Raw genomic sequence first — 20,649 nt, 5'->3', positions numbered from 1 at the left:
GCGAACCTAAACCGGTTCAGGAGCGCTGTCAACGACTCGCGCAGCAACCACCCCGTCGGGCGGCTCGGCCCCCGGCGGCGAGGTGGACTCGCGCACGGTCAGCCGCGGTGTGGGCATCTGCAGGTCGCGCCCGGAGCCGGCCTCGTCGAGGGCCGCCAGCAGGCTGCGGGCGACCTGCTCGCCGAGCGCGAAGGTGTCCCGGCTGAGCGCGGTCAGCGGCGGGTGGACGATCCGGGCCAGCACGGAGTCGTCGAAGGACACGATGGACAGTTCGGCGGGCACCGCGACGCCCATCTCCCCGGCCACGCCGAGCCCGGCGACGGCCATCACGTCGCTGTCGTAGACGATCGCGGTGGGCCGCCGGGGCCGGGAGAGCAGGGCGCGGGTGGCGGCGGCGCCCTCGGCGTCGCTGAAGTCGGTGGGCACCGACACGGCCTCCTCCAGCCCGAGCCGGCGGGAGGCGTCGCGCAGCGCGCGGATCCGGCGCTGGGTGTGCTGGAAGTGCGGCAGCCCGGCCAGGTGGGCGATCCGGCGGTGCCCGATGGCGGCCAGGTAGTCGACGATGGAGAGCATCGCCTCCCGGTCGTCGGCCCAGATCCGCAGCGGACCGGCGCCCTTGCCGGGCCCGCCCAGGACGACGGCGGGCAGGCCGAGTTCGTCCAGCACCGGCAGCCGCGGGTCGCGGACCTGGAGGTCGACGACGATGAAGCCGTCGACCCGGTGCTCGGAGGCCCAGCGCCGGTAGACCTCGATCTCGGCGGCGGTGTCCTCGACCACCATCAGGTGCAGCGCGACGGAGCTGGCCGAGAGCACCGCCTGGAGGCCGGACAGCAGTTGGCTGAAGAACGGCTCGACGCCGATGGTGCGGGCGGGGCGGGCGATCACCAGCCCGACGGCGTCGGCCCTGGCTCCGCCGAGGGCCCGGGCGGCGCTGTGCGGGCGCCAGTTCATCTCCTCGGCGACCCGCAGGATCCGGGCCCTGGTCGCCTCGCTCACGCCGGGGCGGCCGTTGAGCGCGAAGGACACCGCGCCCTTGGAGACACCGGCCTGGCGCGCGATGTCGGCGATCGTCGGTCTGGGCACAGAACCCGACTCCTCTCTTGACATCCAAGTTTAGGCGGGAGCATAGTCCCTGGCATAGCTAGACCGGTTTAGTAAGACAGGTTCTGGAACTCGGCACCACCCCCGTGACCCAAAACCACCCCCCGAGCTCGGCACGATCCCCCACCCACCCCCAGGACCGGGAGACCCTCATGCGAAGAATCTGGGCGGCACTGACCACGACGGCGATCACCGCGGCCGCACTCACCGGCTGCGGACTCGGCTCCAGCGAAAGCAAGAACAGCGACAGCGTGGCGAGTGCGGCCGCCACCGGCGAGGTCAAGGGCAAGGTCTCGATCCAGACCTGGGCGCTCAAGCCGAAGTTCACCGACTACATGCAGGGCGTCCTCGACGGCTTCAAGAAGAAGTACCCGGGCGTCGAGGTCGAGTGGCTCGACCAGCCCGGCGAGGGCTACTCCGACAAGGTGCTCAGCCAGGCCGCGTCCGGCGGCCTGCCCGACGTGGTCAACCTCCCGCCGGACTTCGCCTTCCCGCTGGCCAAGAAGGACGTCCTGCTGGACGTCCTCAAGGCCGACCCCAAGCTCGCCGACGAGTACGTCGCAGGCGGCGTCGAGGCCTACCGCTACACCGGCCTGAACGGCACCTTCGGCTACCCGTGGTACCTCAACACCGATGTGAACTACTGGAATTCGGAACTCCTGACGAAGAACGGACTGGACCCGAAGAAGCTCCCCGCCAGCCTGGACGACCTGATCGCCCAGTCCCGGGCGATGAAGGAGAAGTCCGGCGGCCAGACCTACCTGATGAGCCGCAAGCCGGGCCTCGGCGACCTCTACAACGCCGGCGTGAAGCTCATGTCCGACGACGGCAAGTCCTTCACCTTCAACACCCCCGAGGCCGCCGCGCTGCTCGACAAGTACCGCGACGCCTTCAAGGAGGGCCTGCTGCCCAAGGACGTGCTGACCAACACCTACGTCGGCAACTCCAAGCTCTTCAACGCGGGCACGGCCGCCTGGACCACCGGCGGCGGCAACTTCATCACCAGCCTCGCCACCGACAACCCGACGATCGCCCCGAAGATGGTCTCCTCCCCCACGATGGGCGTCCCGCCGCTGTACGTGCAGGGCCTGGCCATCCCGAAGAACACCAAGAACCCGGCCGCCGCCGTCGCCCTCGCCCGCTGGGTCACCAGCGCCGAGAACCAGGCCGCGTTCTCCCACCTGACCAGCGTCTTCCCGTCCACCAAGGCCTCCGCGAACGACCCGTTCTTCAGCAAGAGCGACGGCACCAACGCCGGCGACGCCAAGGTGGTCGCCTTCGACTCGCTCGCCAAGGCCAAGCTGATCCAGCCCGTCCAGGTCGACGACGCCATGAGCACCATCATCAACCAGCAGATCGCGCTGGCGATCAGCGGCGACGCGAGCTCCAAGCAGGCGCTGGACTCCGCCGTCGAGCAGTGCAACAAGCTGCTCAAGGGCTGACGGCCAGGCGCCACCCCGACCGTACCGGTCAAGCGGCGGGCCACCCCCGCCCGCCGCACCCGGGAATGACCCGCACCACCCCCAGGAAGGCAACGGCATGACCCACCGGCGTTGGTTCACCCCCTGGCTGCTCGCCGGGCCCGCGATACTCTGGCTGGCCGTCTTCAACCTCTGGCCGGCCGTCAACACGGTGATCCTGTCCTTCACCAACGCCAAGCCCCTGGGCGGCGGGCAGTTCACCGGCCTGGAGAACTACGGGCGCCTGCTCGACGACGAACAGCTCGCCGACGCCCTGCTCAACAGCATCGTCTTCATGCTGGTCTGCCTGCCCCTGCTGACCATCCTGCCGCTGCTGCTCGCCCTGCTCGTCCAGCGCAAGATCCCCGGCATCACCTTCTTCCGCACCGCCTTCTACACCCCGGTCATCGCCTCCGCCGTCGTGGTGGCGCTGATCTGGGGCTGGGTGCTGGACGACCGCGGCCTGGTCAACGGCCTGCTCCGGCAGTCCGGTCTGACCGACTCCCCGGTCGCCTTCCTCACCGACCGCTGGCTGCTGCTGTTCAGCGCGATCGCCCTGACCGTCTGGAAGGGCTTCGGCTACTACATGGTCATCTACCTGTCCGCCCTCGCCAACGTCCCGCGCGAACTGCACGAGGCGGCGGCCGTCGACGGCGCCAGCCCGATCCGCCGGTTCTGGCACGTCACCCTGCCCGGGGTGCGGCCGACCATGATGCTGGTCTCCGTCCTCATCTCGGTCAGCGCGCTGCGCGTCTTCTCCGAGCTGTACGTGCTCTCCCACGGCCAGGGCGGCCCGGGCGGGCGGGACATGTCGGTGGTGATGCTGATCCAGATGTACAGCCGCGGCTTCAACGGCCACCTCGGCTACGCCTCCGCGCTCAGCCTGATGCTGTTCGTCATCACCCTCGGCCCGATGCTGCTGCTGATGCGCCTGAACCGGAAGGCGGCCTGAACACCGTGACCTCCCCCCGTTCGAAGGCCGCCCGCCGCGCCCGGAGCTCGCAGGGCTCCCAGGGATTCCGGGGCTCCCGGGGTTTCAACACCCCCTCCCCCGCCCAGACCGCCGGCCGCTACCTGCTGCTGGTGCTCGTCCTGCTGCTGGTGGTCGGGCCGTTCCTGTGGCAGCTCTCCACCTCCCTCAAGGGTCCCAACGAGGACGTCTACACCAGCACCCCCAGCTTCATCCCCGAACAGCTGACCTTCGGCAACTACGGCAAGGTCGCCGAGACCATCCCGGTCTGGACCTACGCCCTCAACTCGCTGATCGTCGCCGCCATCTGCATCACCGGCAACGTGGTCGGCTGCACCCTGGCCGGCTACGCGCTCGCCCGGCTGCGCTTCCGCGGCGCCAAGCTCGTCCTCGGCCTCTTCCTCGCCACCCTGGTGCTCCCCGGCGAGGTCACCATCGTCTCCCAGTACGTGCTGGTGCGCGGCCTCGGTCTGGCCGACAGCCTGACCGGCGTCGCCCTGCCCGGCGCGATCGCCATGCTCAACGTGCTGCTGATGCGCACCGCCTTCGCCGCCGTCCCGCTCGAACTCGACCAGGCCGCCCTGGTCGACGGCGCCACCGTGTGGCAGCGCCTGTGGCACATCGGCCTGCCCAACGTGCGCGGCATGCTCAGCGTGATCGTCATCTTCACCTTCATCGGCGCCTGGGACGACTTCCTCTGGCCCCTGATCGTGCTCAACGACCCGCAGAAGTACACCCTCACCGTCGGACTCCAGTACCTCAACGGCACCTTCTCCGCGAACCCGCGGCTGATCGCGGCCGGCACCATGATCGCCTTCCTGCCGATCGTCGTGGTGTTCGGCGTCTGCCAGCGCTTCTTCTTCAAGGGCGTCGAGGAGGGAGCCGTCAAGGGTTAGGCCCCGTCCGGCCGTGTCCGACGATTCCCGACCCCACCGCCCGTTCGCCCCACACCCGTTGAGGAATCACCCGCCCATGAGCACCCCCGCACCGCAGCGCCCCCGCTTCGGCGTCAACTACACGCCCAGCGCCGGCTGGTTCCACCACTGGCTCGACTTCGACCTCGACGCCGTCCGCGCCGACTTCGACTCCATCGCCGCACTCGGCCTGGACCACGTCCGGGTCTTCCCGCTCTGGCCGCTGTTCCAGCCCAACCGCACCCTGATCCGCCCGCGCGCCGTCGAGCAGTTGGCGGCCCTGGTGGACGCGGCCGGCGAACGCGGCCTGGACGTCGCGGTGGACGGCCTCCAGGGCCACCTGTCGAGCTTCGACTTCCTGCCCTCCTGGACGCAGACCTGGCACCGGCGGAACATCTTCACCGACCCCGAGGTCCTCGACGGCCAGGCCGCCTACCTGCGCACCCTCGCCGAGGCGCTGCACGAGCGTCCCAACTTCCTCGGCATGACGCTCGGCAACGAGATCAACCAGTTCTCCGGCGAACCCCACCCCGACCCCGACCGGATCACCCCCGGGCAGGCCGACGCCTGGCTGCGCCGGATGCTCGACGCCTGCGAGCAGGGCGCGCCCGGCCGGATGCACCTGCACGCCTCCTACGACGCCGCCTGGTACCTGGACGAACACCCGTTCACCCCCTGGCACTCGGCCCGGATCGGCGCCGCCACCGCCGTGCACTCCTGGGTGTTCAACGGCACCGCCCAGCGCTACGGCGCCCACTCCACCGCCACCGCGCAGCACGCCGCCTACCTGGTCGAGCTCTCCAAGGCCTGGGCGGACGACCCGGCCCGCCCGGTCTGGCTGCAGGAGGTCGGCGCCCCCGCCCCGCACATCACCGCCGAGGACGCCGCCCGGTTCACCGGCGCCACCGTCGAGGCCGTACTCGACTGCCCGGACGTGTGGGGCGTCACCTGGTGGTGCTCGCACGACGTGGACCGCTCGCTGGCCGACTTCCCCGAGCTGGAGTACAGCCTCGGCCTGCTCACCACCGACCGCGCGGTCAAGCCGGCCGGCGCCCGGCTGGCCGAGGCCGCTGCCGAGGCGCGCCGCTCCTGGCAGCCGCCCGAGCCGCGCACCACCGCCGTGGTGGTGGCCACCGGGGACGAGGTGACCGCGCCCAAGCGCTCGGTCTGCGGGCCCGGCGGCGCCGTCTACGAGGCGTTCATGCGCCTCGCCGAGGCGGGCGCCCGCCCGACCACCGTCCTCGCCGAACACGCCGAGGACCAGGCCCACCTGGCCGCGCGCGGGATCACCGAGGTGGTCCACCCGGACGACGTACCTTCTCTCTGACCCTTCGCCTCAGCCGTTACCCCTCAGTCACGCAACGGAGCCCGCTGACATGCACGATGACCGCACGCTGGTCGAGTCCCGCCTCAAGCGCGTCCTGGACGAGCGCATCCGCCCGGCCGTCTACCCCGAGTCCGTCCCGCTGGAGGTCGGCATCTGGACGGCACCCGGCGAGCCCGTCCCGGTCGCCGAGGGCCTGGCCGCGCCGCGCACCCCGATCGCGGTCGGCGACGCCTGGGGCGCGCCGTGGGGCACCAGCTGGATCACCGTGACCGGCACCGTGCCGCAGGCCTGGGCCGGGCGGACGGTCGAGGCGCTGATCGACCTCGGCTTCGACGCCAACATGCCCGGCTTCCAGTGCGAGGGCCTGGTCTACCGCCCGGACGGCACCCCGGTGAAGGGCCTCAACCCGCAGAACCAGTGGGTGCGCGTCGCCGCCCCCGCGGCCGGCGGCGAGCAGGTGCTGCTGCACGTCGAGGCCGCCTCCAACCCGGTCATCCTGGACTACCACCCCTTCCTGCCCACCGAGTTGGGCGACAAGGACACCGCCGGCGACCAGCCGCAGTACAAGCTGACCCGGATGGACCTCGCCGTCTTCGACGAGACGGTCTGGCAGCTGGTGATCGACCTGGAGGTGCTCGGCGAGCTGATGGCCGAGCTGCCGGTGGACGGCGCCCGCCGCTGGGACGTCCTGCGCGCGGTCGAGCGGGCGCTCGACGCGATCGACCTCCAGGACGTCAACGGCACGGCGGCCGCCGCCCGTTCGGAGCTCGCCGACGTGCTGGCCGCGCCCGCCGTGCCGTCCGCGCACCGGATCAGTGCGATCGGCCACGCGCACATCGACTCGGCCTGGCTCTGGCCGCTGCGCGAGACCGTCCGCAAGGTGGCGCGCACCACCGCCAACATGACCGCGCTGCTGGAGGACGAGCCGGACTTCCTCTACACCATGTCCCAGGCGCAGCAGTTCGCCTGGATCAAGGAGCACCGCCCCGAGGTGTACGCCCGGGTGCAAAAGGCCGTGGCCGAGGGCCGGTTCGTCCCGGCCGGCGGCATGTGGGTCGAGTCCGACACCAACATGCCCAGCTCGGAGGCGATGGCCCGGCAGTTCGTGCACGGCAAGCGGTTCTTCCTGGACGAGTTCGGGGTGGAGAACCACGAGGCGTGGCTGCCCGACACCTTCGGCTTCACCGGCGGCCTGCCGCAGATCATCCGCAACGCGGGCTCCAAGTGGCTGCTGACGCAGAAGATCTCGTGGAGCCAGATCAACAAGTTCCCGCACCACACCTTCCTCTGGGAGGGCATCGACGGGACGAGGATCTTCACCCACTTCCCGCCCGTGGACACCTACAACTGCTCCATGAAGGGCAGCGAGATCGCCCACGCGGCGAAGAACTTCAAGGACAAGGGGGTGGCCCGGCACTCGCTCGCCCCGACCGGCTGGGGCGACGGCGGCGGCGGCACCACCCGCGAGATGGTCGCCAAGGCGGGCCGGATGAAGGACCTGGAGGGCTCGGCCACCGTCCGCTGGGAGAAGCCCGCCGAGTTCTTCGCCAAGGCCGAGGCCGAGTACCCGAACCCGCCGGTCTGGGTCGGCGAGCTCTACCTGGAGCTGCACCGGGCCACCCTGACCAGCCAGGCGAAGACCAAGCAGGGCAACCGGCACAGCGAGAACCTACTGCGCGAGGCCGAACTCTGGTGCGCCACCGCCTCGTTGCGCACCGGTGCGGCCTACCCGTACGAGCAACTGGACCGGATCTGGAAGACCGTCCTGCTGCACCAGTTCCACGACATCCTGCCCGGCTCCTCCATCGCCTGGGTGCACCGCGAGGCCGAGGCGACGTACGCGGCGCTGGCCGCGGAACTGGACTCGCTGATCGACGGCGCCCAGCAGGCCCTCGCCGGGGACACCGCCGGCGGGCGCGAGCTGGTGTTCAACTCGGCGCCGCACCCGCGCTCGGCCGTCCCGGCCGGCGGGGCCGCACCGGCCGTGTTCGGCGCGGGCGCCTGCGAGGTCGTCGAGCGGCCCGAGGGCGGCTTCCTGCTGCGCAACGGGCTGCTGGACGTGGTCGTGGACGCCGACGGCCTGGTGGCGTCGGTGGTCGAGGTGGCGAGCGGCCGGGAGAGCGTCGCCCCCGGCACCCGGGCCAACCTGCTCCAGCTGCACCCGGACTTCCCCAACATGTGGGACGCCTGGGACGTCGACCAGTTCTACCGCAACACCGTCACCGACCTGACCGCCGTGGACGCGCTGACGGCGCTCTCCGCCCCCGACCAGGCCGCCGTCCGGGTGGCGCGCTCCTTCGGCTCGTCCACCGTCGTCCAGACCCTCACCCTGCGGGCGGGCGAGCAGCGGCTCGACATCGACACCGAGGTCGACTGGCACGAGACCGAGAAGTTCCTCAAGGCCGCGTTCCCGCTGGACGTGCACACCGAGCGCTACGCCGCCGAGACCCAGTTCGGCCACCTCTACCGGCCCACCCACACCAACACCAGCTGGGACGCCGCCAAGTTCGAGGCCTGCAACCACCGCTTCGTCCACCTCGACGAGCCCGGCTGGGGCGTCGCCCTCGTCACCGCCTCCACCTACGGCCACGACGTCACCCGCGCCGTGCGCGACACCGACGGCGGCACCACCACCACGGTCCGCTTCTCGCTGCTGCGCGCGCCCCGCTTCCCCGACCCGAAGACCGACCAGGGCCTGCACCGCTTCCGGCACGCCCTCGTCCCGGGCGCGGCGATCGGCGACGCCGTCCGCGAGGGCTACCGGATCGGCCTGCCCGAGCGGCGCGTCACCGGCAGCGCCGAGCAGGTCGCGCCGCTGGTGCGGCTGGACAACGACGCGCTGGTGGTCAGCGCGGTCAAGCTCGCCGACGACCGCAGCGGCGACCTGATCGTCCGGGTCTACGAGGCGGGCGGCGGCCGCGCCCGGGGCCTGCTCACCACCTCCTACCCGCTGGCCGGCGCCGTCCCCTGCGACCTGCTGGAGCGGCCCTGGGACGGCACCCGCGGCGAGGTGACCGTGGAGGACGGCGCGGTGCGGCTGGCGCTGCGGCCGTTCGAGCTGGTCACGCTGCGCCTGAGCGCGGCGGGCTGAGCACCGCCGGCATACGGCGTGCGGGGCCCCGCTGTCAGGGCCACCGCACGCCGTATGCCGCGCCCCGCCTGCCGCACTACGCTGATCGGCGCCCCGGCCCGCCCGCCGGGGCGCCGCCCCCGCCCGAACCCGCCTGGAGCCCGCCGCGATGACCCTCGCCCCGCCGCCCGCCGCCACCCCGCTGTTCGCCGCCGTGGACATCGGCGGCACCAAGATCGCCGGTGCGCTGGTCGACGGCCACGGGCAGCTGCGGCACCGGCACCAACTGCCCACCCCGGCCCGGGAGCCGGGCGCAGCCGTGCTCGCCGTCGTGCACGAGGTGCTGGACCGGCTCGCCGCCACCGCCGACTGGGCCGCCGTGACGGCCGTCGGGATCGGCAGCGCCGGCCCGGTCGACCTCGTCGCCGGCACCGTCAGCCCCGTCAACATCCCCGGCTGGCTCGACTTCCCGCTGGTCGCCGAGGTCGCCGCGCACCCGGCGGTCGCCGCCCGGCGGCTGCCCGTCCACCTGGCCGGGGACGGCGTCGCGATGGCCGCCGCCGAGCACTGGCAGGGCGCCGCCCGGGACGCGGCCAACGCGCTGTGCCTGGTGGTGTCGACCGGGGTCGGCGCCGGGCTGGTGCTCGACGGCGCCGTCCGCCCCGGCCCGAGCGGCAACGCCGGCCACCTCGGCCACATCACCGTCGACCTGGACGGCGAGCCCTGCCCGTGCGGCTCGCGCGGCTGCCTGGAGGGCCTCGCCAGCGGCACCGCCATCGCCCGCCGGGCCCTCGCCGAGGGCTGGCGCCCGGCCGGGGAGGACCGCTCGGCCCGGGCCGTCGCCGCCGACGCCGAGGCGGGCGACCCGGTCGCGCTCGCCTCCTTCGACCGCGCCGCCCAGGCCCTCGCCGCCGGGATCGCCGCCACCGCGGCCCTGGTCGACCTCGACCGGGTGGTGGTCGGCGGCGGCGTCGCCACCGCCGGCGACGTCCTGTTCGCACCGCTCGCCCGCCACCTCGACCGCTACGCCACGCTGTCCTACATCCGCGGCCTCGACGTCCGCCGCGCCGAACTCGGCACCGATGCCGGGCTGATCGGCGCGGCCGCGCTCTGCCGCTGACCCGACCCCTCGGAGGCCGCGCCATGTCGCTCCCGCCCTTCGCCCTGCTCCACAACCCGGTCCGCCCGTACGCGTGGGGCTCGCCCACCGCCATCCCCGCGCTGACCGGCACCGCGCCGACCGGAGCCCCGCAGGCCGAACTGTGGATGGGCGCACACCCGTCGGCGCCCTCCGAGCTGCTGGCTCCGGACGGCGCCGGCGGACCGCAGCCGCTGGACGAACTCATCCAGCGGTACCCGAACGCCATGCTCGGGCCGGACACCGTGGGGCGGTTCGGCCCGGCGCTGCCGTTCCTGTTCAAGGTGCTGGCCGCCGACCGGGCGCTCTCCCTCCAGGTCCACCCGACCCGGACCCAGGCGGCGGCCGGGTACGCGGCCGAGGAGGCCCGCGGGATCCCGCTCGACGCACCCGAACGAGTCTTCAAGGACCCCGGGCACAAGCCCGAACTCATCTGCGCCCTCGGGGACTTCGAAGCGCTGTGCGGCTTCCGCCCGGCGCCTGAAGCGGCCCGGCTGCTGGACGCGCTCGCCGTCCCGCTGCTCGCCCCCTGGGCGGACGACCTCCGCGCGCGCCCCGCCGCCGAGGCCCTGCCCGCGCTGCTGCGCCGGGTCCTGGCCGAGGACCGACCTACCCGACCCCAACTCGCCGACGTGACCAGGGCGTTGCACCGGCTCGCGGCCGAGGGCGGCCCGTTCGCCGAGGCCTGCGCCGGCTACGCCCGCGCCGCCGCGCAGTACCCCGGCGACCCGGGTCTGATCGCCGCCCTGCTGCTCAACCACGTCCGGCTCACGGCGGGCCAGGCCCTCTACCTGGACGCCGGGGTGCCGCACGCCTATCTCCGGGGCGTGGGCGTGGAGTTGATGGCCAACTCGGACAACGTGCTGCGCTGCGGGCTCACCCCCAAGCACGTCGACGTCGACGGCCTGCTGGCGGTCACGTCCTTCCGCACCGGTGAACCGCAGGTCCTCGCGGCGCTCCCGGGCGACCGGTTCGAGGACGAATTCTCCTCCCCCGCCGAGGAGTTCCGGCTCTCCCGGCTGCGCCCCGGCCCGGCCGCCGTCCGCGCCGAGCTGCCCACCCCGCAGATCCTGCTGTGCGTCGAGGGCCGCGCCCGACTGCACGCCCCTGGCTTCGCGGACCTCGACCTCCCCCGGGGCGCGTCCGTCTACCTGCGCCCGGGCGCCGGGCCGGTCGAGCTGACCGGCCGGGGTGCGGAGCTGTTCCGGGCCACCACCGGCGCGCCGGCCCAGGCCGGCACCGGGTGGCCGAACAGCAGGTCGTAGCCGTCCGGGAGCTGCTCGACCACGCGGTCGACCAGCTCCTGCGGGGCCAGGTCGGCGAGGGTGCCGAGCACGGCCCCGATGTCCCACGGCCCGGTCGCCTCGGTAGCGCCGTCGATCCAGCCGACCACGCCGCGCACGAAGCGCTCGGCGGTCAGCGGTTCGGCGGCGGGCCCGGCATCGCGCAGCAGCGGGGCGTACGCCTCGGGCAGCACCTCGGCGAGCTCGGCCCGTTCGGCCCCGACCAGGTGCTCACCGAGCAGTGCGAGCACGACCCGGATGGCGTGTTCCGCCTCCGCCTCGCTCGGGTACTCCCCGCAGTCGACGACGCGGGCGCGGAAGTCCTCCGGGGAGATGGTCATCGCGTCCTCCTTCCGGTCGGCGGGACCGGCTGCGCTCCGCCCGGAAGCCGGAGGCCGAGAGCCGCCGGCCCTCTCGCGGGCGGTCCCTGGCCCGGTGGCCCGGTGGCGGCGGACGGCTGGTGGCGGACGGCCCGTGGCGGACGGCTGGTGGCGGCGAGGTCCGGTCGGCTGCGCCGTCACGGCCTGTGACCGCCTGGGGTTCGCCGGTACCCGTGCTGCTCAGCGTACTGCGGCGCGGCGGCACGGCGGCAGGGAGACCGGCCGGACGGATCGACGCCGTTGTCGATCACGCCGCCGGCCCGCGCCCTGCCCGGCGCGGGGCCACCAGGGGCCCGGGTGTCAGGCCACCGACGCCCGACACCGTCTGCGGGTGCGGTGCGGCAGAGCGGCGCCCGAGCGGGCCGCCACGCGCTGCGGCGGAGGCCCCGTGACCGGCGCGGCCGGTGCGGCGGGCACAGCCTGCGCGGCGGGGACCCGCACCGCGTCCGGCATAAACGCCTCGAGAAAACTGCGCTCGTTCGAACTGAGTTTGCGCGAGCGGCCGGATTCACGGTCCCGTGCGACCACCACGGTCCTGGCCCGCATAAAGGTGAGCGGGTCACGGCAGACATCCACCACGATATGCGTGGAACTCCGCCCGATCCGTTCAACCGTCAACTGCACCGACAATGGCTCGGGCCGGTGGTACAACTGCTCCAGAAAATCGATCTCGTGTCGCGCGATAATGAATCCGGACGGGAACAGGGCGTCCCGGACGGCGGTCTCGTGGTGGCAGAACATGTCGTAAATCCCCTCCTGGACGTAGCCGACCAGTCGGGCGTTGTTGATGTGCCCGTTCTCGTCGACGTCGCTCCACCGGGTGGGGCAGGACAGCACGTGCACGCCCGGGTGCAGCGCGCTCACTGCTGCGTCAGCCCGGCACCGGTCGCGGCGGGGAGCAGCGCCCGGCGCAACCTGGCGTAGTAACCGGACTGTTCCGCCGCCATCCGGGCCGCCGTCCAACCCTCCTCGGCCGCCTCCGCGGCGACCTGGACGACCAGGCTGTCGAGCACCGCGTCGACCGACCGGCAGAGTTCGGCGACCGCCGCGAGACGTTCGGTGACATCGGCGCCGACGGCCGCGCCCCGGGCCGGGAAAGCGGCCAGCGATTCCGCCGCGAGCTGCAGGTCGTCGACGGTGTCCGGCATTTTCTCCGGCATGTTTTCCGGCATCAGATTCGACACGTTTTTCTCCATGACTCATTCCGGCCATTACGGCCCGGTAACTGGTGTTCGAATACACCGAATCGGTGTCGGCCCCCCGACGCCTTCGACGCTATCCCAAGCCGACACGGTCGACGGATGGTTTACGGACGGCGACGGGAAACTCACTTCTATTGGAGTAGTTTGCCGGGGTACACAATATGCCCCATCATCCGAATGCCGTCGGCAGAACGGGTGGCATCGGCGACCCGAACCCCGAAACCGGCACCTGCACGTCGAAGATCTGCTACCAGCCTCCCCACCACCTCGCCTTGTAGAGATGCGTCCCGCGCAGCATCCGCGTCCCGTCCGGCCGGTGCAGGGTGATCACCGAGGTGCACCAGGAGCACGGCCCGCTGTGGTCGGGGGCCACCGTCAGCAACCGTCCGGTGCCGGGCTCGTCCCCGACGCTCTTCACGTCCCGGACCGCTGCGGGGCCGCCCAGCCGCACGGCGGTGAAGCGGTCGGCCGCCGGGTCGTACCGCCACAGGCCGGCCTGCGTGCTCACCCAGAACCGCCCTGGCTCGGCCAGCACCGGCGCGAGGTCGTGCCCGCCGTGGTCGGGCAGCGGCGTCGACCGGACGGCGGTCAGGGTGGGCGCCGCCGGGGTGCCGCCCACCCGCAGCGCGGTCAGCACGTCGTCGCCGAGCACCCAGAGCAGGCCCGTCCGGCCGTCCCAGTGCACGCCGTGCGCGCCCGGGAGCGGGTAGCCGGCGTGGGCGGTGGCACGCGGCCCCTGCGAAGCCGCGTACAGCCGCACCCACCCGCCGCCGCTCGCCGAGACCGCGACATTGCCGTCCGGCAGCAGCTCGATGCTGTGCGGATTGGCCGCCCCACCCAGGTCCGCCGCCCAGTGGGTCGCGCCGGTGGTGGTGTCCACGACGGCGGCCAACCCGCCGGAGGCGGTGGTCAGCAGGTAGCGCTGGCCCTGCCGGACCCGGCTCTTCGCCTCGTCCGGATTCGTCCAGCTCCGCGCGGGCGTCAGGTCCGCGAGCCCGGCCGCCCGGTCGGCGCTCCAGCCCCACACGACCGGCAGCCGCCCCGGGCCCCGGTAGGCCATCAGCTCCTCGGCGCTCTGCAGCACCAGGACGCTGCGCGACTCCTGGTCCACCACCACGACCGCCCACCCGGGCGACCTGGCCTGCGCGCCGGTCGCCGGCGCGCAGAACAGCAGGGCGCACCCGGCACACAGCGCGCACAGGGCCACCAGCGTTCTCCTCAGCACGCCCCCACCGTGCTTGCTCCCGGGCCGCTTTGCACGGCGGAGCGTCCGAACGGCCGTGGCGGGCACGGTGGCGGATCCGAGGTGGCGATCCGCCACCGTGCTCGCTACCGCCCACCGTGCTCGGTGGCGCCCGGATCCGCGCGGGCCCGCTCCCTCACACCCGGATCCGCGCGGTCGTGTTCACCACCTCCCGGAGACGACGTCCGCGACGCGGGCGATCGGCGAGGTGGTGGCCCGTCCGCCCGCCTCCTGGCGGTCCGCCGCGTGGTAGGCCGCGTACATCGCGTGCACCCCGATCCAGCGCAGCGGCTCGGGCTCCCAGCGGCGCACGGTGTGGCCCACCCAGGGCAGCCCGGTCAGCCCGGTGTCCCGCCCGAGGACCAGGTCGCGCAGGGTCCGGCCCGCCAGGTTCGTCGTGGTCACCCCGCTGCCGACGTACCCGCCCGCCCAGCCGAGGCCACTCGCCCGGTCCAGCTCCACCGTGGCGCACCAGTCCCGGGGCACGCCGAGCACGCCCGCCCAGGCGTGGTCGATCCGGGCGCTCGCGGCCGCCGGGAAGAAGCGGTTCAGGATCTGCCGGAGCTGGCGCACGGTCTCCACCTGGGTGCCGCCGTCCGCGTCCGTCCGCGAGCCGAACCGGTACGGCACACCCCGGCCGCCCAGCGCGATCCGGTCGTCCGCGGTGCGCTGCGCGTACATGTAGGCGTGCGCGAAGTCGCCCAGCACCTCGCGGCCCTGCCAGCCCGCTTCCGCCCAGAAGGCGGGCGGCAGCGGCTCGGTGGCGATCATCGCCGAGTTCATCGGCAGCCAGGTCCGCCGCTCGCCGCGAAGGCCCGCCGTGAACCCCTCGGTGGCGCGCAGCACGTACTCGGCGGTCACCGTGCCCTGCGGCGTCACCGCGCGCGGCCGGGCGTACGCGGTGCCCGGCAGGATCGCCGTCACCGCCGTCCCCTCGTGCACCGCCACCCCGAGGTCCCGCACCACCCGCGCCAGCCCGCGCACCAACTCCGCTGGTTGGATCCGCGCACCGTACGGCGTCCAGGTGCCGCCGAGGGCGCCCGCGACGGCGATCCGGTCGGCGGCCTCCTTGGCGCCCAGCAGCTCGACGCGCTCCTCACCGTACGCCCGCTCGGCGGCGGCGAAAGCCTTGAGCCGCTCCAACTGGGCTCTGTTTCTGGCGACTTCGAGTACGCCGCCACGCACGATGTGCGCGTCGATCCGCTCGGCGGCGGCGACGTCCACGACCTCCCCGACCGCCTCGTCCATCGCCCGCTGCATCGCCGCCGCCGCACCCGGCCCGTACCGCTTCGCGAACGCGCCCCGGCCCGCGAACCCGTTGTACAGCCACCCGCCGTTGCGCCCCGAGGCGCCGTAGCCGCAGAACCGGCGCTCCAGCACCGCGATCCGCAGCGACGGCTCCGCCTTCTTCAGGTAGTACGCCGTCCACAGCCCGGTGTACCCGCCGCCGACGATGCACACGTCGACGTCCGCGCTCCCGGGCAACGCCGGCCCCGGCTCCGGCAGCCCGCTCGCCGCGTACCAGAACGACACCTCGCCGTTGACCGCCACCAGAACCTCCCACACCCGTCGCCGACCTGCCCGGACGCTACGCCGCACCGGCCACGCCCGAACACCCCCACACTGCCAAGATCCCCCCGCCCGGCCAGCCACCCTGTCAGTCCGCCAACAGCTCCAGCACCCGCAGGCCGCGCCCTGCGAACCGGCGCCGGCTGAACCGCTTTCATACCCCGCAGGTCGTAGGCCATCAGGACCACGGCTCCGACCCCGCCTCCTCCTGCGCGCGGACGACCGCCGTCGGTGCCGCGTGGTGCCCTGGAGTCCCGGGCACGCGGCCCGGCGAGAGGAGACGCTCCGTGAACCCGTCCACGCCGTACAGGACTCGACCACTCCGGCTCAGCGCAGCGGCCGTCGCCGCGGGCGCCCTGCTGCTCGGCATGGCCGCCGCGCCCGCGGCCCAGGCGGCGGGCCCCCGGGCCGACGTCGTGCAGCAGCGGCTCGACGCGCTGGTCCGGCAGGACGGTGTGCCCGGCGCGCTGGCCACCGTGCGGGACCGGAACGGGCACTCCCGTACCTACACGGCCGGGGTGGGCGATCTGGCCACCGGCGCGGCGGTGCCGGTGGACGGGCAGGTCCGGGCGGGCAGCAACACCAAGTCCTTCACGGCCGTCGTGGTCCTGCAACTCGTCGCCGAGGGCAAGGTCGACCTGGAGGCCTCCCTCGACACCTACCTGCCGGGCCTCGTCCGCGGCACCGGCGCCGACGGCAGCCGCATCGACGGGCGGAAGATCACCGTCCACCAGATCCTCCAGCACACCAGCGGCCTTCCCGACTACACCCACTTCCTGCCCGACCAGGGCCTCTCCCAGTACCACGAGCCCCGCGACCTGCTCGACCTCGCGCTCGCCCAGAAGCCCGACTTCGAGCCCGGCAAGGGCTGGAAGTACAGCAACACCGGTTACCTGATCGCCGGTCTGATCATCCAGAAGGTCACCGGGCGGCCCGTCGGCGAGGAGATCACCCGGCGGGTCATCGACCGCATCGGCCTGCGGCACACCTACTTCCCCGCCCAGGGCGACATGACGGTGCACGAGCGCCACCCGCACGGCTACTACACCGAGGAGCCCGGTGACCAGCCGCTGGACGTCACCGAGCAGGACATGTCCTGGGCCTGGACGGCCGGCGCCCTGGTGTCCACGAACAGCGACCTCAACCGCTTCTTCCGCGCCCTGCTCGGCGGCGAGTTGCTGGCCCCGGCCCAGCTCGCCCAGATGCAGGTGACCGTCCCCGCCGAGTACATGGGCCCCGGCGGCCGTTACGGGCTGGGGCTCGCCAGCCGTCCGCTGTCCTGCGGGGGTGTGTACTGGGGCCACGGCGGCACGCTCCCGGGCTACGTGACCCGCGGTGGTGTCACCGAGGACGGCCGCGCCGCCGACATCGCCGTCACCACCCTGCCGTCCGCCGATGTCAAGCAGCGCGTCGCCGACGCCGTCGACGCCGCGCTCTGCCGCTGAGGCGCTGAGAGCGGAACCCGGGCGACGACCGTGCCCGCCCCCGCGTCACGGGGCGGGCACGGTCACTCATCCGCCGTCTCAGCCGATGGTCGAGCCGGTGACGGGCTCGGAGAGTTCGACGGTCTTGCCGTTCAGGCCGGCCTTGACGAACTGCCAGGTGAGGCCGTTGATGACGCCCTGGCCGAGCGGGGCCAGCTGGGCGAACGCGGGCTGGCTGAGGTCGAGGTGGCTGGCGTCGCAGGAGGGGCACTTGTCCCGGACGGGGACGGTGACGGTCTTGCCCTGGTAGCTGACCTTGACCGAAATGCCCTGACACAGGGGGTCGTTGTTGGGGTTGGCGCTGGTCCACCAGGTGTGGGAGACCGCGACGAGCATCTGGTTGGAGGCGTTGATCTGGGTGCCGCAGGCGCCGTAGCCGGCGTCGTTGTAGTAGGTGGCCTTGCCGGCCATGGGCGTGTTGATCGGTATCGCCGCGCTGGCGGTGCCGGCGGTGAGGGCGATGAGGGCGGCGGCCGCGAGCGGGGCGCCCGCGAGGATCCTGAGGTTCTTGCTGATGGCGCGCATGGTTCCCTCCGGTTCTCTAGCCATGGGCATGACAGGCAGAAGTCGCCGAAGCCGCACGAGGGTTCAGCGAAACCGCCCGATGCCCGTCCGAGTGAAGAGAACGTATGCGCTCGACGGTGGCGTGGTCCAGACCGCCGCCATGTTGACATGAACACAAGTCAGGAATCTTTACCAATACGGCCGAAGGGGCGAAGATACGTGACCGCGTCGCGCCGCAGGGTGTTGACAGGCCACCACGCCCACCCCCGGAGGCCCCGCCCCATGCGCACCGCACTCGCCGCCCTGCTCCTCGGCGCCGCCCTGATCCCGGCCGCCGCCGCACCCGCCAACGCCGCACCCGTGCCCCGCGCGGTGAACCAGGGCTACAACATCCCCGTCGGCGGCGTCACCGACCTCGGCGCGCTGCCGGTGCTCGGCAGCCTCGGGCTGGACTTCGCCCGCCTGCTCGGGCAGTAGGGGCGCGGCCCCCTCGAATCCGGCACCCTCACAGCCGGCACCCTCACAGCCGGACGCTGAACAGGCCCCCGGAGAGCGGCTCCTGGTCGGACCGGGCGGACGTGATGTAGAGCGTCCGCCCGTCCGGCCCGCCGAAGGCGCAACTGGTGACGCGCGGCACCGGCAGCTCGACCGACGCCAGCACCTCGCCCTCGGGCGAGAGGCAGTGCACCGCCCAGCCGTCCCAGAACGCCACCCACAGGTTTCCGTCGGCGTCGAGCGTCATGCCGTCCGGGTAACCCGGCAGGTGGGAGACGTCGAGCGTGCGGATCCGCTCGCCGAGGGGGCCGTGCTCGGGGTAGGGGTAGAGGGCGATGCGGCGCGTGGTGGTGTCGATGTGCCAGAGCCGGTCGGGCTCCGGCCAGGCGAGGCCGTTGGGGATGTCGAGCCCGCCGAGGATCGCCCGGACGCCGCCGTCGCGCTCCAGCCGGTACAGCGATCCGGGCTCGCGCGGCTCCCCCCGCCCCATCGAGCCGGCGACCGGCCGGCCGTACGGGTCGGTCTTGCCGTCGTTCATCCGGCGGTCCGGGCGGTCGGCCTCGACGGCGGCGACCAGCGCGGTGCGGCCGGTGGCCGGGTCGAGCCGCTCGAAGCCGCGCTCGGTGGCGAGCATCAGCCCGCCGTCGCCGTACGGCATCAAGGTGCCGGGGGTGACGTCGAGTTCGACCGAACTGATCGCCCCCGAGGCCGGGTCCAGGGTGAGCACCCGCCGGTCGGGGATACCGATCCAGCGCAGCAGTTGCGCGGACTGGTCCCACAGCGGGCCCTCGCCCAGCTCCAGGTACGGTGTGTCGGCGACCGGTTCGGCACGCACAGCGGGGCCCTCCTCGAACAAGGTGTCAGCGCAACAGGGCTTCGGGCGGCATCGCGGTCGTTCCACCGTCCACGGCGAGGCGGGCACCGCTGACGACCGAGGATTCCTCGCTCGCCGGGAAGCCGACCATTCGCGCGACCTCGGCCGCACTGCCGAACCGCCCCAGTGGGGACGACCGTAGCATCGCGGCGCTCGGCCGCGGATCCGTCCGCACGCGCCGGTTTGCGCTCGACCGGGACGAGCGCCGAAAGCGACCGCCGCCGTTGTTGTCGCCGCTCGCTCGCTCTCCGACCGTCCGTCCGTCCGTCCCACCGTCGCCCGGGCGCTGCGCGAGGCGGCGGCCGCCTTCGGGTGACGGCCCGGGGCGCCGGTGGCCCCGGCGTGTCGGTGGTCCCAGTGGTCCCAGCGGTCCCGGTGCTCCGGGTGGTCCGGGTGGTCCGGGTGGTCCGGGTGGTCCGGGTGGATCTTCCCCGGAAGGCCCGCCGGGACCACCCCCACCCGGTTAGGCTCGATCCGCGCGGCGGCCGTCCGCGCACCGACCGAGGGGGAGCGTGTGATCGGGGACCTGCTGCCGGACGCCGTCGTGACCGAGGTGTCCTACGACGACCCGCCGGAGGCCCGGCTGGAACCGGCCGAGGAGGCCGCCGTCGTCCAGGCGGTGGCCAAGCGCCGCCGGGAGTTCACCACCGTCCGCCACTGCGCCCGCACCGCCCTCACCCGCCTCGGCATCCCCTACCGCCCGCTGGTCCCCGGCCTGCGCGGCGCCCCGAGCTGGCCCGACGGCGTCGTCGGCAGCCTCACCCACTGCGAGGGCTTCCGAGCGGCGGCCGTCGCCCTCTCCGGCGACCTCGCCTCGGTCGGCATCGACGCCGAGCCCGCCCTGCCGCTCCCGGACGACGTCCTGGACGTCATCGCGCTGCCTGAGGAGGGGAAGCGGATCGTCGACCTGCTCGCCGAGCACCCCGACACCCCGTGGGACCGCATCCTGTTCAGCGCCAAGGAGTCCGTGTACAAGGCGTGGTTCCCGCTCACCGAGCAGTTCCTGGACTTCAGCGAGGCCGACCTGGTCCTCTCCCCCGACGGCTCCTTCACCGCCCGCCTGCTCGTCCCCGGCCCGAACGTCAACGGCCGCCGCATCGAGGGCTTCGAGGGCCGCTGGGCCGTCGGTGACGGGCTGCTCGCCACCGCCATCGCGGTCGCCCGGTAGTCCGGCGCACCGGCGACCGCACTCGGCATATCCTCGACCCCGTGACCGTGACCTATGTGATAGCTGGCACCCGGATCCACACGCTGGACGACTTCTGGGACGTGGTCGGTGAGACCATCGGCAGCGACGGCTACTTCGGCCGGAACCTCGACGCCTTCGCCGACTGCCTGCGCGGCGGTTACGGCACCCCCGAGGACGGCGACTACCTGATCGAGTGGCGCGACCACGCGGTCTCCCGGCGCAACCTCGGCTACCCGGAGACGGTCCGCCAGCTGGAACTGCGGCTGGCCCACTGCCACCCCGCCAACCGCGAGCACGTCCGCGCCGACCTCGCCGCCGCCCGGGCCGGCAAGGGGCCGACGGTGTTCGACTGGCTGGTCCGGATCATCGAGGAGGAGCACCCGGGAGGCCTCCGACTGGCCTAACGCCGCAACGCGGTCCGCGCCCGTCGCCGCAGCCCGCCGCCC

General features: G+C 73.2%; 20 protein-coding genes. 11 read left to right on the top strand and 9 right to left on the bottom strand.

Annotation, left to right across the window (positions count from 1 at the left end; all coding sequences use genetic code 11):
- Positions 1–6: 6 nt before the first annotated feature.
- Positions 7–1,083 (bottom strand): LacI family DNA-binding transcriptional regulator, encoded by a 1,077-nt coding sequence (locus tag ACIQVZ_RS11275; protein ID WP_350880760.1) that lies wholly within the window; start codon positions 1,081–1,083, stop codon positions 7–9.
- A 170-nt stretch (positions 1,084–1,253) separates the two neighbouring features.
- On the opposite strand from ACIQVZ_RS11275, the gene ACIQVZ_RS11270 reads away from it, so the two are divergent.
- From ACIQVZ_RS11270 to manA, 7 genes are all read left to right on the top strand, one after another.
- Positions 1,254–2,543 (top strand): ABC transporter substrate-binding protein, encoded by a 1,290-nt coding sequence (locus ACIQVZ_RS11270; RefSeq protein WP_402448904.1) that lies wholly within the window; start codon positions 1,254–1,256, stop codon positions 2,541–2,543.
- 97 nt (positions 2,544–2,640) lie between these two features.
- The gene (locus tag ACIQVZ_RS11265) at positions 2,641–3,513 is read left to right on the top strand and encodes a sugar ABC transporter permease (RefSeq protein WP_350880756.1); all 873 of its coding nucleotides are present in this window, start codon (positions 2,641–2,643) and stop codon (positions 3,511–3,513) included.
- Positions 3,510–4,427: a carbohydrate ABC transporter permease gene (locus ACIQVZ_RS11260; RefSeq protein WP_402449074.1), complete on the top strand. Its 918-nt coding sequence runs from the start codon at positions 3,510–3,512 to the stop codon at positions 4,425–4,427. Before ACIQVZ_RS11265 ends, ACIQVZ_RS11260 begins: the two co-directional genes overlap by 4 nt.
- Before the next feature lie 76 nt (positions 4,428–4,503).
- Positions 4,504–5,772, top strand: a complete 1,269-nt coding sequence (locus ACIQVZ_RS11255; RefSeq protein WP_350880752.1) for a glycosyl hydrolase — start codon at positions 4,504–4,506, stop codon at positions 5,770–5,772.
- 49 nt (positions 5,773–5,821) lie between these two features.
- Positions 5,822–8,863 carry an alpha-mannosidase gene (locus ACIQVZ_RS11250; protein WP_402448900.1) on the top strand — a complete coding sequence of 1,014 codons (3,042 nt, stop codon included), beginning with the start codon at positions 5,822–5,824 and terminating at the stop codon, positions 8,861–8,863.
- A gap of 148 nt (positions 8,864–9,011) precedes the next feature.
- Positions 9,012–9,962 (top strand): ROK family protein, encoded by a 951-nt coding sequence (locus ACIQVZ_RS11245; RefSeq protein ID WP_350880747.1) that lies wholly within the window; start codon positions 9,012–9,014, stop codon positions 9,960–9,962.
- 23 nt (positions 9,963–9,985) lie between these two features.
- A complete protein-coding gene (manA, locus tag ACIQVZ_RS11240) occupies positions 9,986–11,245 on the top strand; it encodes a mannose-6-phosphate isomerase, class I (RefSeq protein WP_402448897.1) in 1,260 nt (419 codons plus the stop codon).
- Here manA and ACIQVZ_RS11235 read toward each other — a convergent pair.
- From ACIQVZ_RS11235 to ACIQVZ_RS11215, 5 genes are all read right to left on the bottom strand, one after another.
- Positions 11,128–11,604 carry a DUF2267 domain-containing protein gene (locus ACIQVZ_RS11235; protein ID WP_350880743.1) on the bottom strand — a complete coding sequence of 159 codons (477 nt, stop codon included), beginning with the start codon at positions 11,602–11,604 and terminating at the stop codon, positions 11,128–11,130. The two genes, manA and ACIQVZ_RS11235, sit on opposite strands and share 118 nt — an antisense overlap.
- Positions 11,605–11,943: 339 nt before the next feature.
- Complete coding sequence (locus ACIQVZ_RS11230) at positions 11,944–12,507, bottom strand: acyl-CoA thioesterase (protein ID WP_402448893.1); 564 nt, start codon at positions 12,505–12,507, stop codon at positions 11,944–11,946.
- Entirely contained in the window at positions 12,504–12,839 is a 336-nt protein-coding gene (locus ACIQVZ_RS11225; protein WP_363581794.1) for a hypothetical protein, read from the bottom strand. Before ACIQVZ_RS11225 ends, ACIQVZ_RS11230 begins: the two co-directional genes overlap by 4 nt.
- A 253-nt stretch (positions 12,840–13,092) precedes the next feature.
- Positions 13,093–14,070, bottom strand: coding sequence for a DUF6528 family protein (locus ACIQVZ_RS11220; protein WP_402448891.1), 978 nt, complete (start codon positions 14,068–14,070; stop codon positions 13,093–13,095).
- A gap of 180 nt (positions 14,071–14,250) precedes the next feature.
- Positions 14,251–15,642 (bottom strand): NAD(P)/FAD-dependent oxidoreductase, encoded by a 1,392-nt coding sequence (locus ACIQVZ_RS11215; protein ID WP_402449071.1) that lies wholly within the window; start codon positions 15,640–15,642, stop codon positions 14,251–14,253.
- Between the two features lie 302 nt (positions 15,643–15,944).
- On the opposite strand from ACIQVZ_RS11215, the gene ACIQVZ_RS11210 reads away from it, so the two are divergent.
- On the top strand, positions 15,945–17,102 hold the full coding sequence (locus tag ACIQVZ_RS11210) for a serine hydrolase domain-containing protein (RefSeq protein ID WP_402448888.1): 1,158 nt from the start codon (positions 15,945–15,947) through the stop codon (positions 17,100–17,102).
- Positions 17,103–17,180: 78 nt separating this feature from the next.
- Here the strand turns inward: ACIQVZ_RS11210 and ACIQVZ_RS11205 are convergent, their stop codons facing one another.
- A complete protein-coding gene (locus ACIQVZ_RS11205) occupies positions 17,181–17,666 on the bottom strand; it encodes a cysteine/serine endopeptidase inhibitor (protein ID WP_350880735.1) in 486 nt (161 codons plus the stop codon).
- Between the two features lie 261 nt (positions 17,667–17,927).
- On the opposite strand from ACIQVZ_RS11205, the gene ACIQVZ_RS11200 reads away from it, so the two are divergent.
- On the top strand, positions 17,928–18,122 hold the full coding sequence (locus tag ACIQVZ_RS11200) for a hypothetical protein (RefSeq protein WP_350880733.1): 195 nt from the start codon (positions 17,928–17,930) through the stop codon (positions 18,120–18,122).
- Between the two features lie 43 nt (positions 18,123–18,165).
- On the opposite strand, the gene ACIQVZ_RS11195 is transcribed toward ACIQVZ_RS11200, so the two are convergent.
- Together ACIQVZ_RS11195 and ACIQVZ_RS11190 are read right to left on the bottom strand one after the other, a co-directional pair.
- Positions 18,166–18,975, bottom strand: a complete 810-nt coding sequence (locus ACIQVZ_RS11195; RefSeq protein WP_350880731.1) for an SMP-30/gluconolactonase/LRE family protein — start codon at positions 18,973–18,975, stop codon at positions 18,166–18,168.
- Positions 18,976–19,000: 25 nt separating this feature from the next.
- Positions 19,001–19,189: an SDR family oxidoreductase gene (locus ACIQVZ_RS11190; protein ID WP_402448885.1), complete on the bottom strand. Its 189-nt coding sequence runs from the start codon at positions 19,187–19,189 to the stop codon at positions 19,001–19,003.
- A 339-nt stretch (positions 19,190–19,528) separates the two neighbouring features.
- On the opposite strand from ACIQVZ_RS11190, the gene ACIQVZ_RS11185 reads away from it, so the two are divergent.
- Positions 19,529–20,182: a 4'-phosphopantetheinyl transferase gene (locus ACIQVZ_RS11185; RefSeq protein WP_402448883.1), complete on the top strand. Its 654-nt coding sequence runs from the start codon at positions 19,529–19,531 to the stop codon at positions 20,180–20,182.
- A gap of 41 nt (positions 20,183–20,223) precedes the next feature.
- The gene (locus ACIQVZ_RS11180) at positions 20,224–20,607 is read left to right on the top strand and encodes a barstar family protein (protein WP_063346419.1); all 384 of its coding nucleotides are present in this window, start codon (positions 20,224–20,226) and stop codon (positions 20,605–20,607) included.
- Positions 20,608–20,649: the final 42 nt, after the last annotated feature.

This window comes from Kitasatospora sp. NPDC098663 (assembly GCF_044760075.1).
GTDB lineage: Bacteria > Actinomycetota > Actinomycetes > Streptomycetales > Streptomycetaceae > Kitasatospora.
The sequence above is the reverse complement of the archived record's forward strand: the minus strand, read 5'-3'. Positions and strand labels throughout refer to the sequence as shown.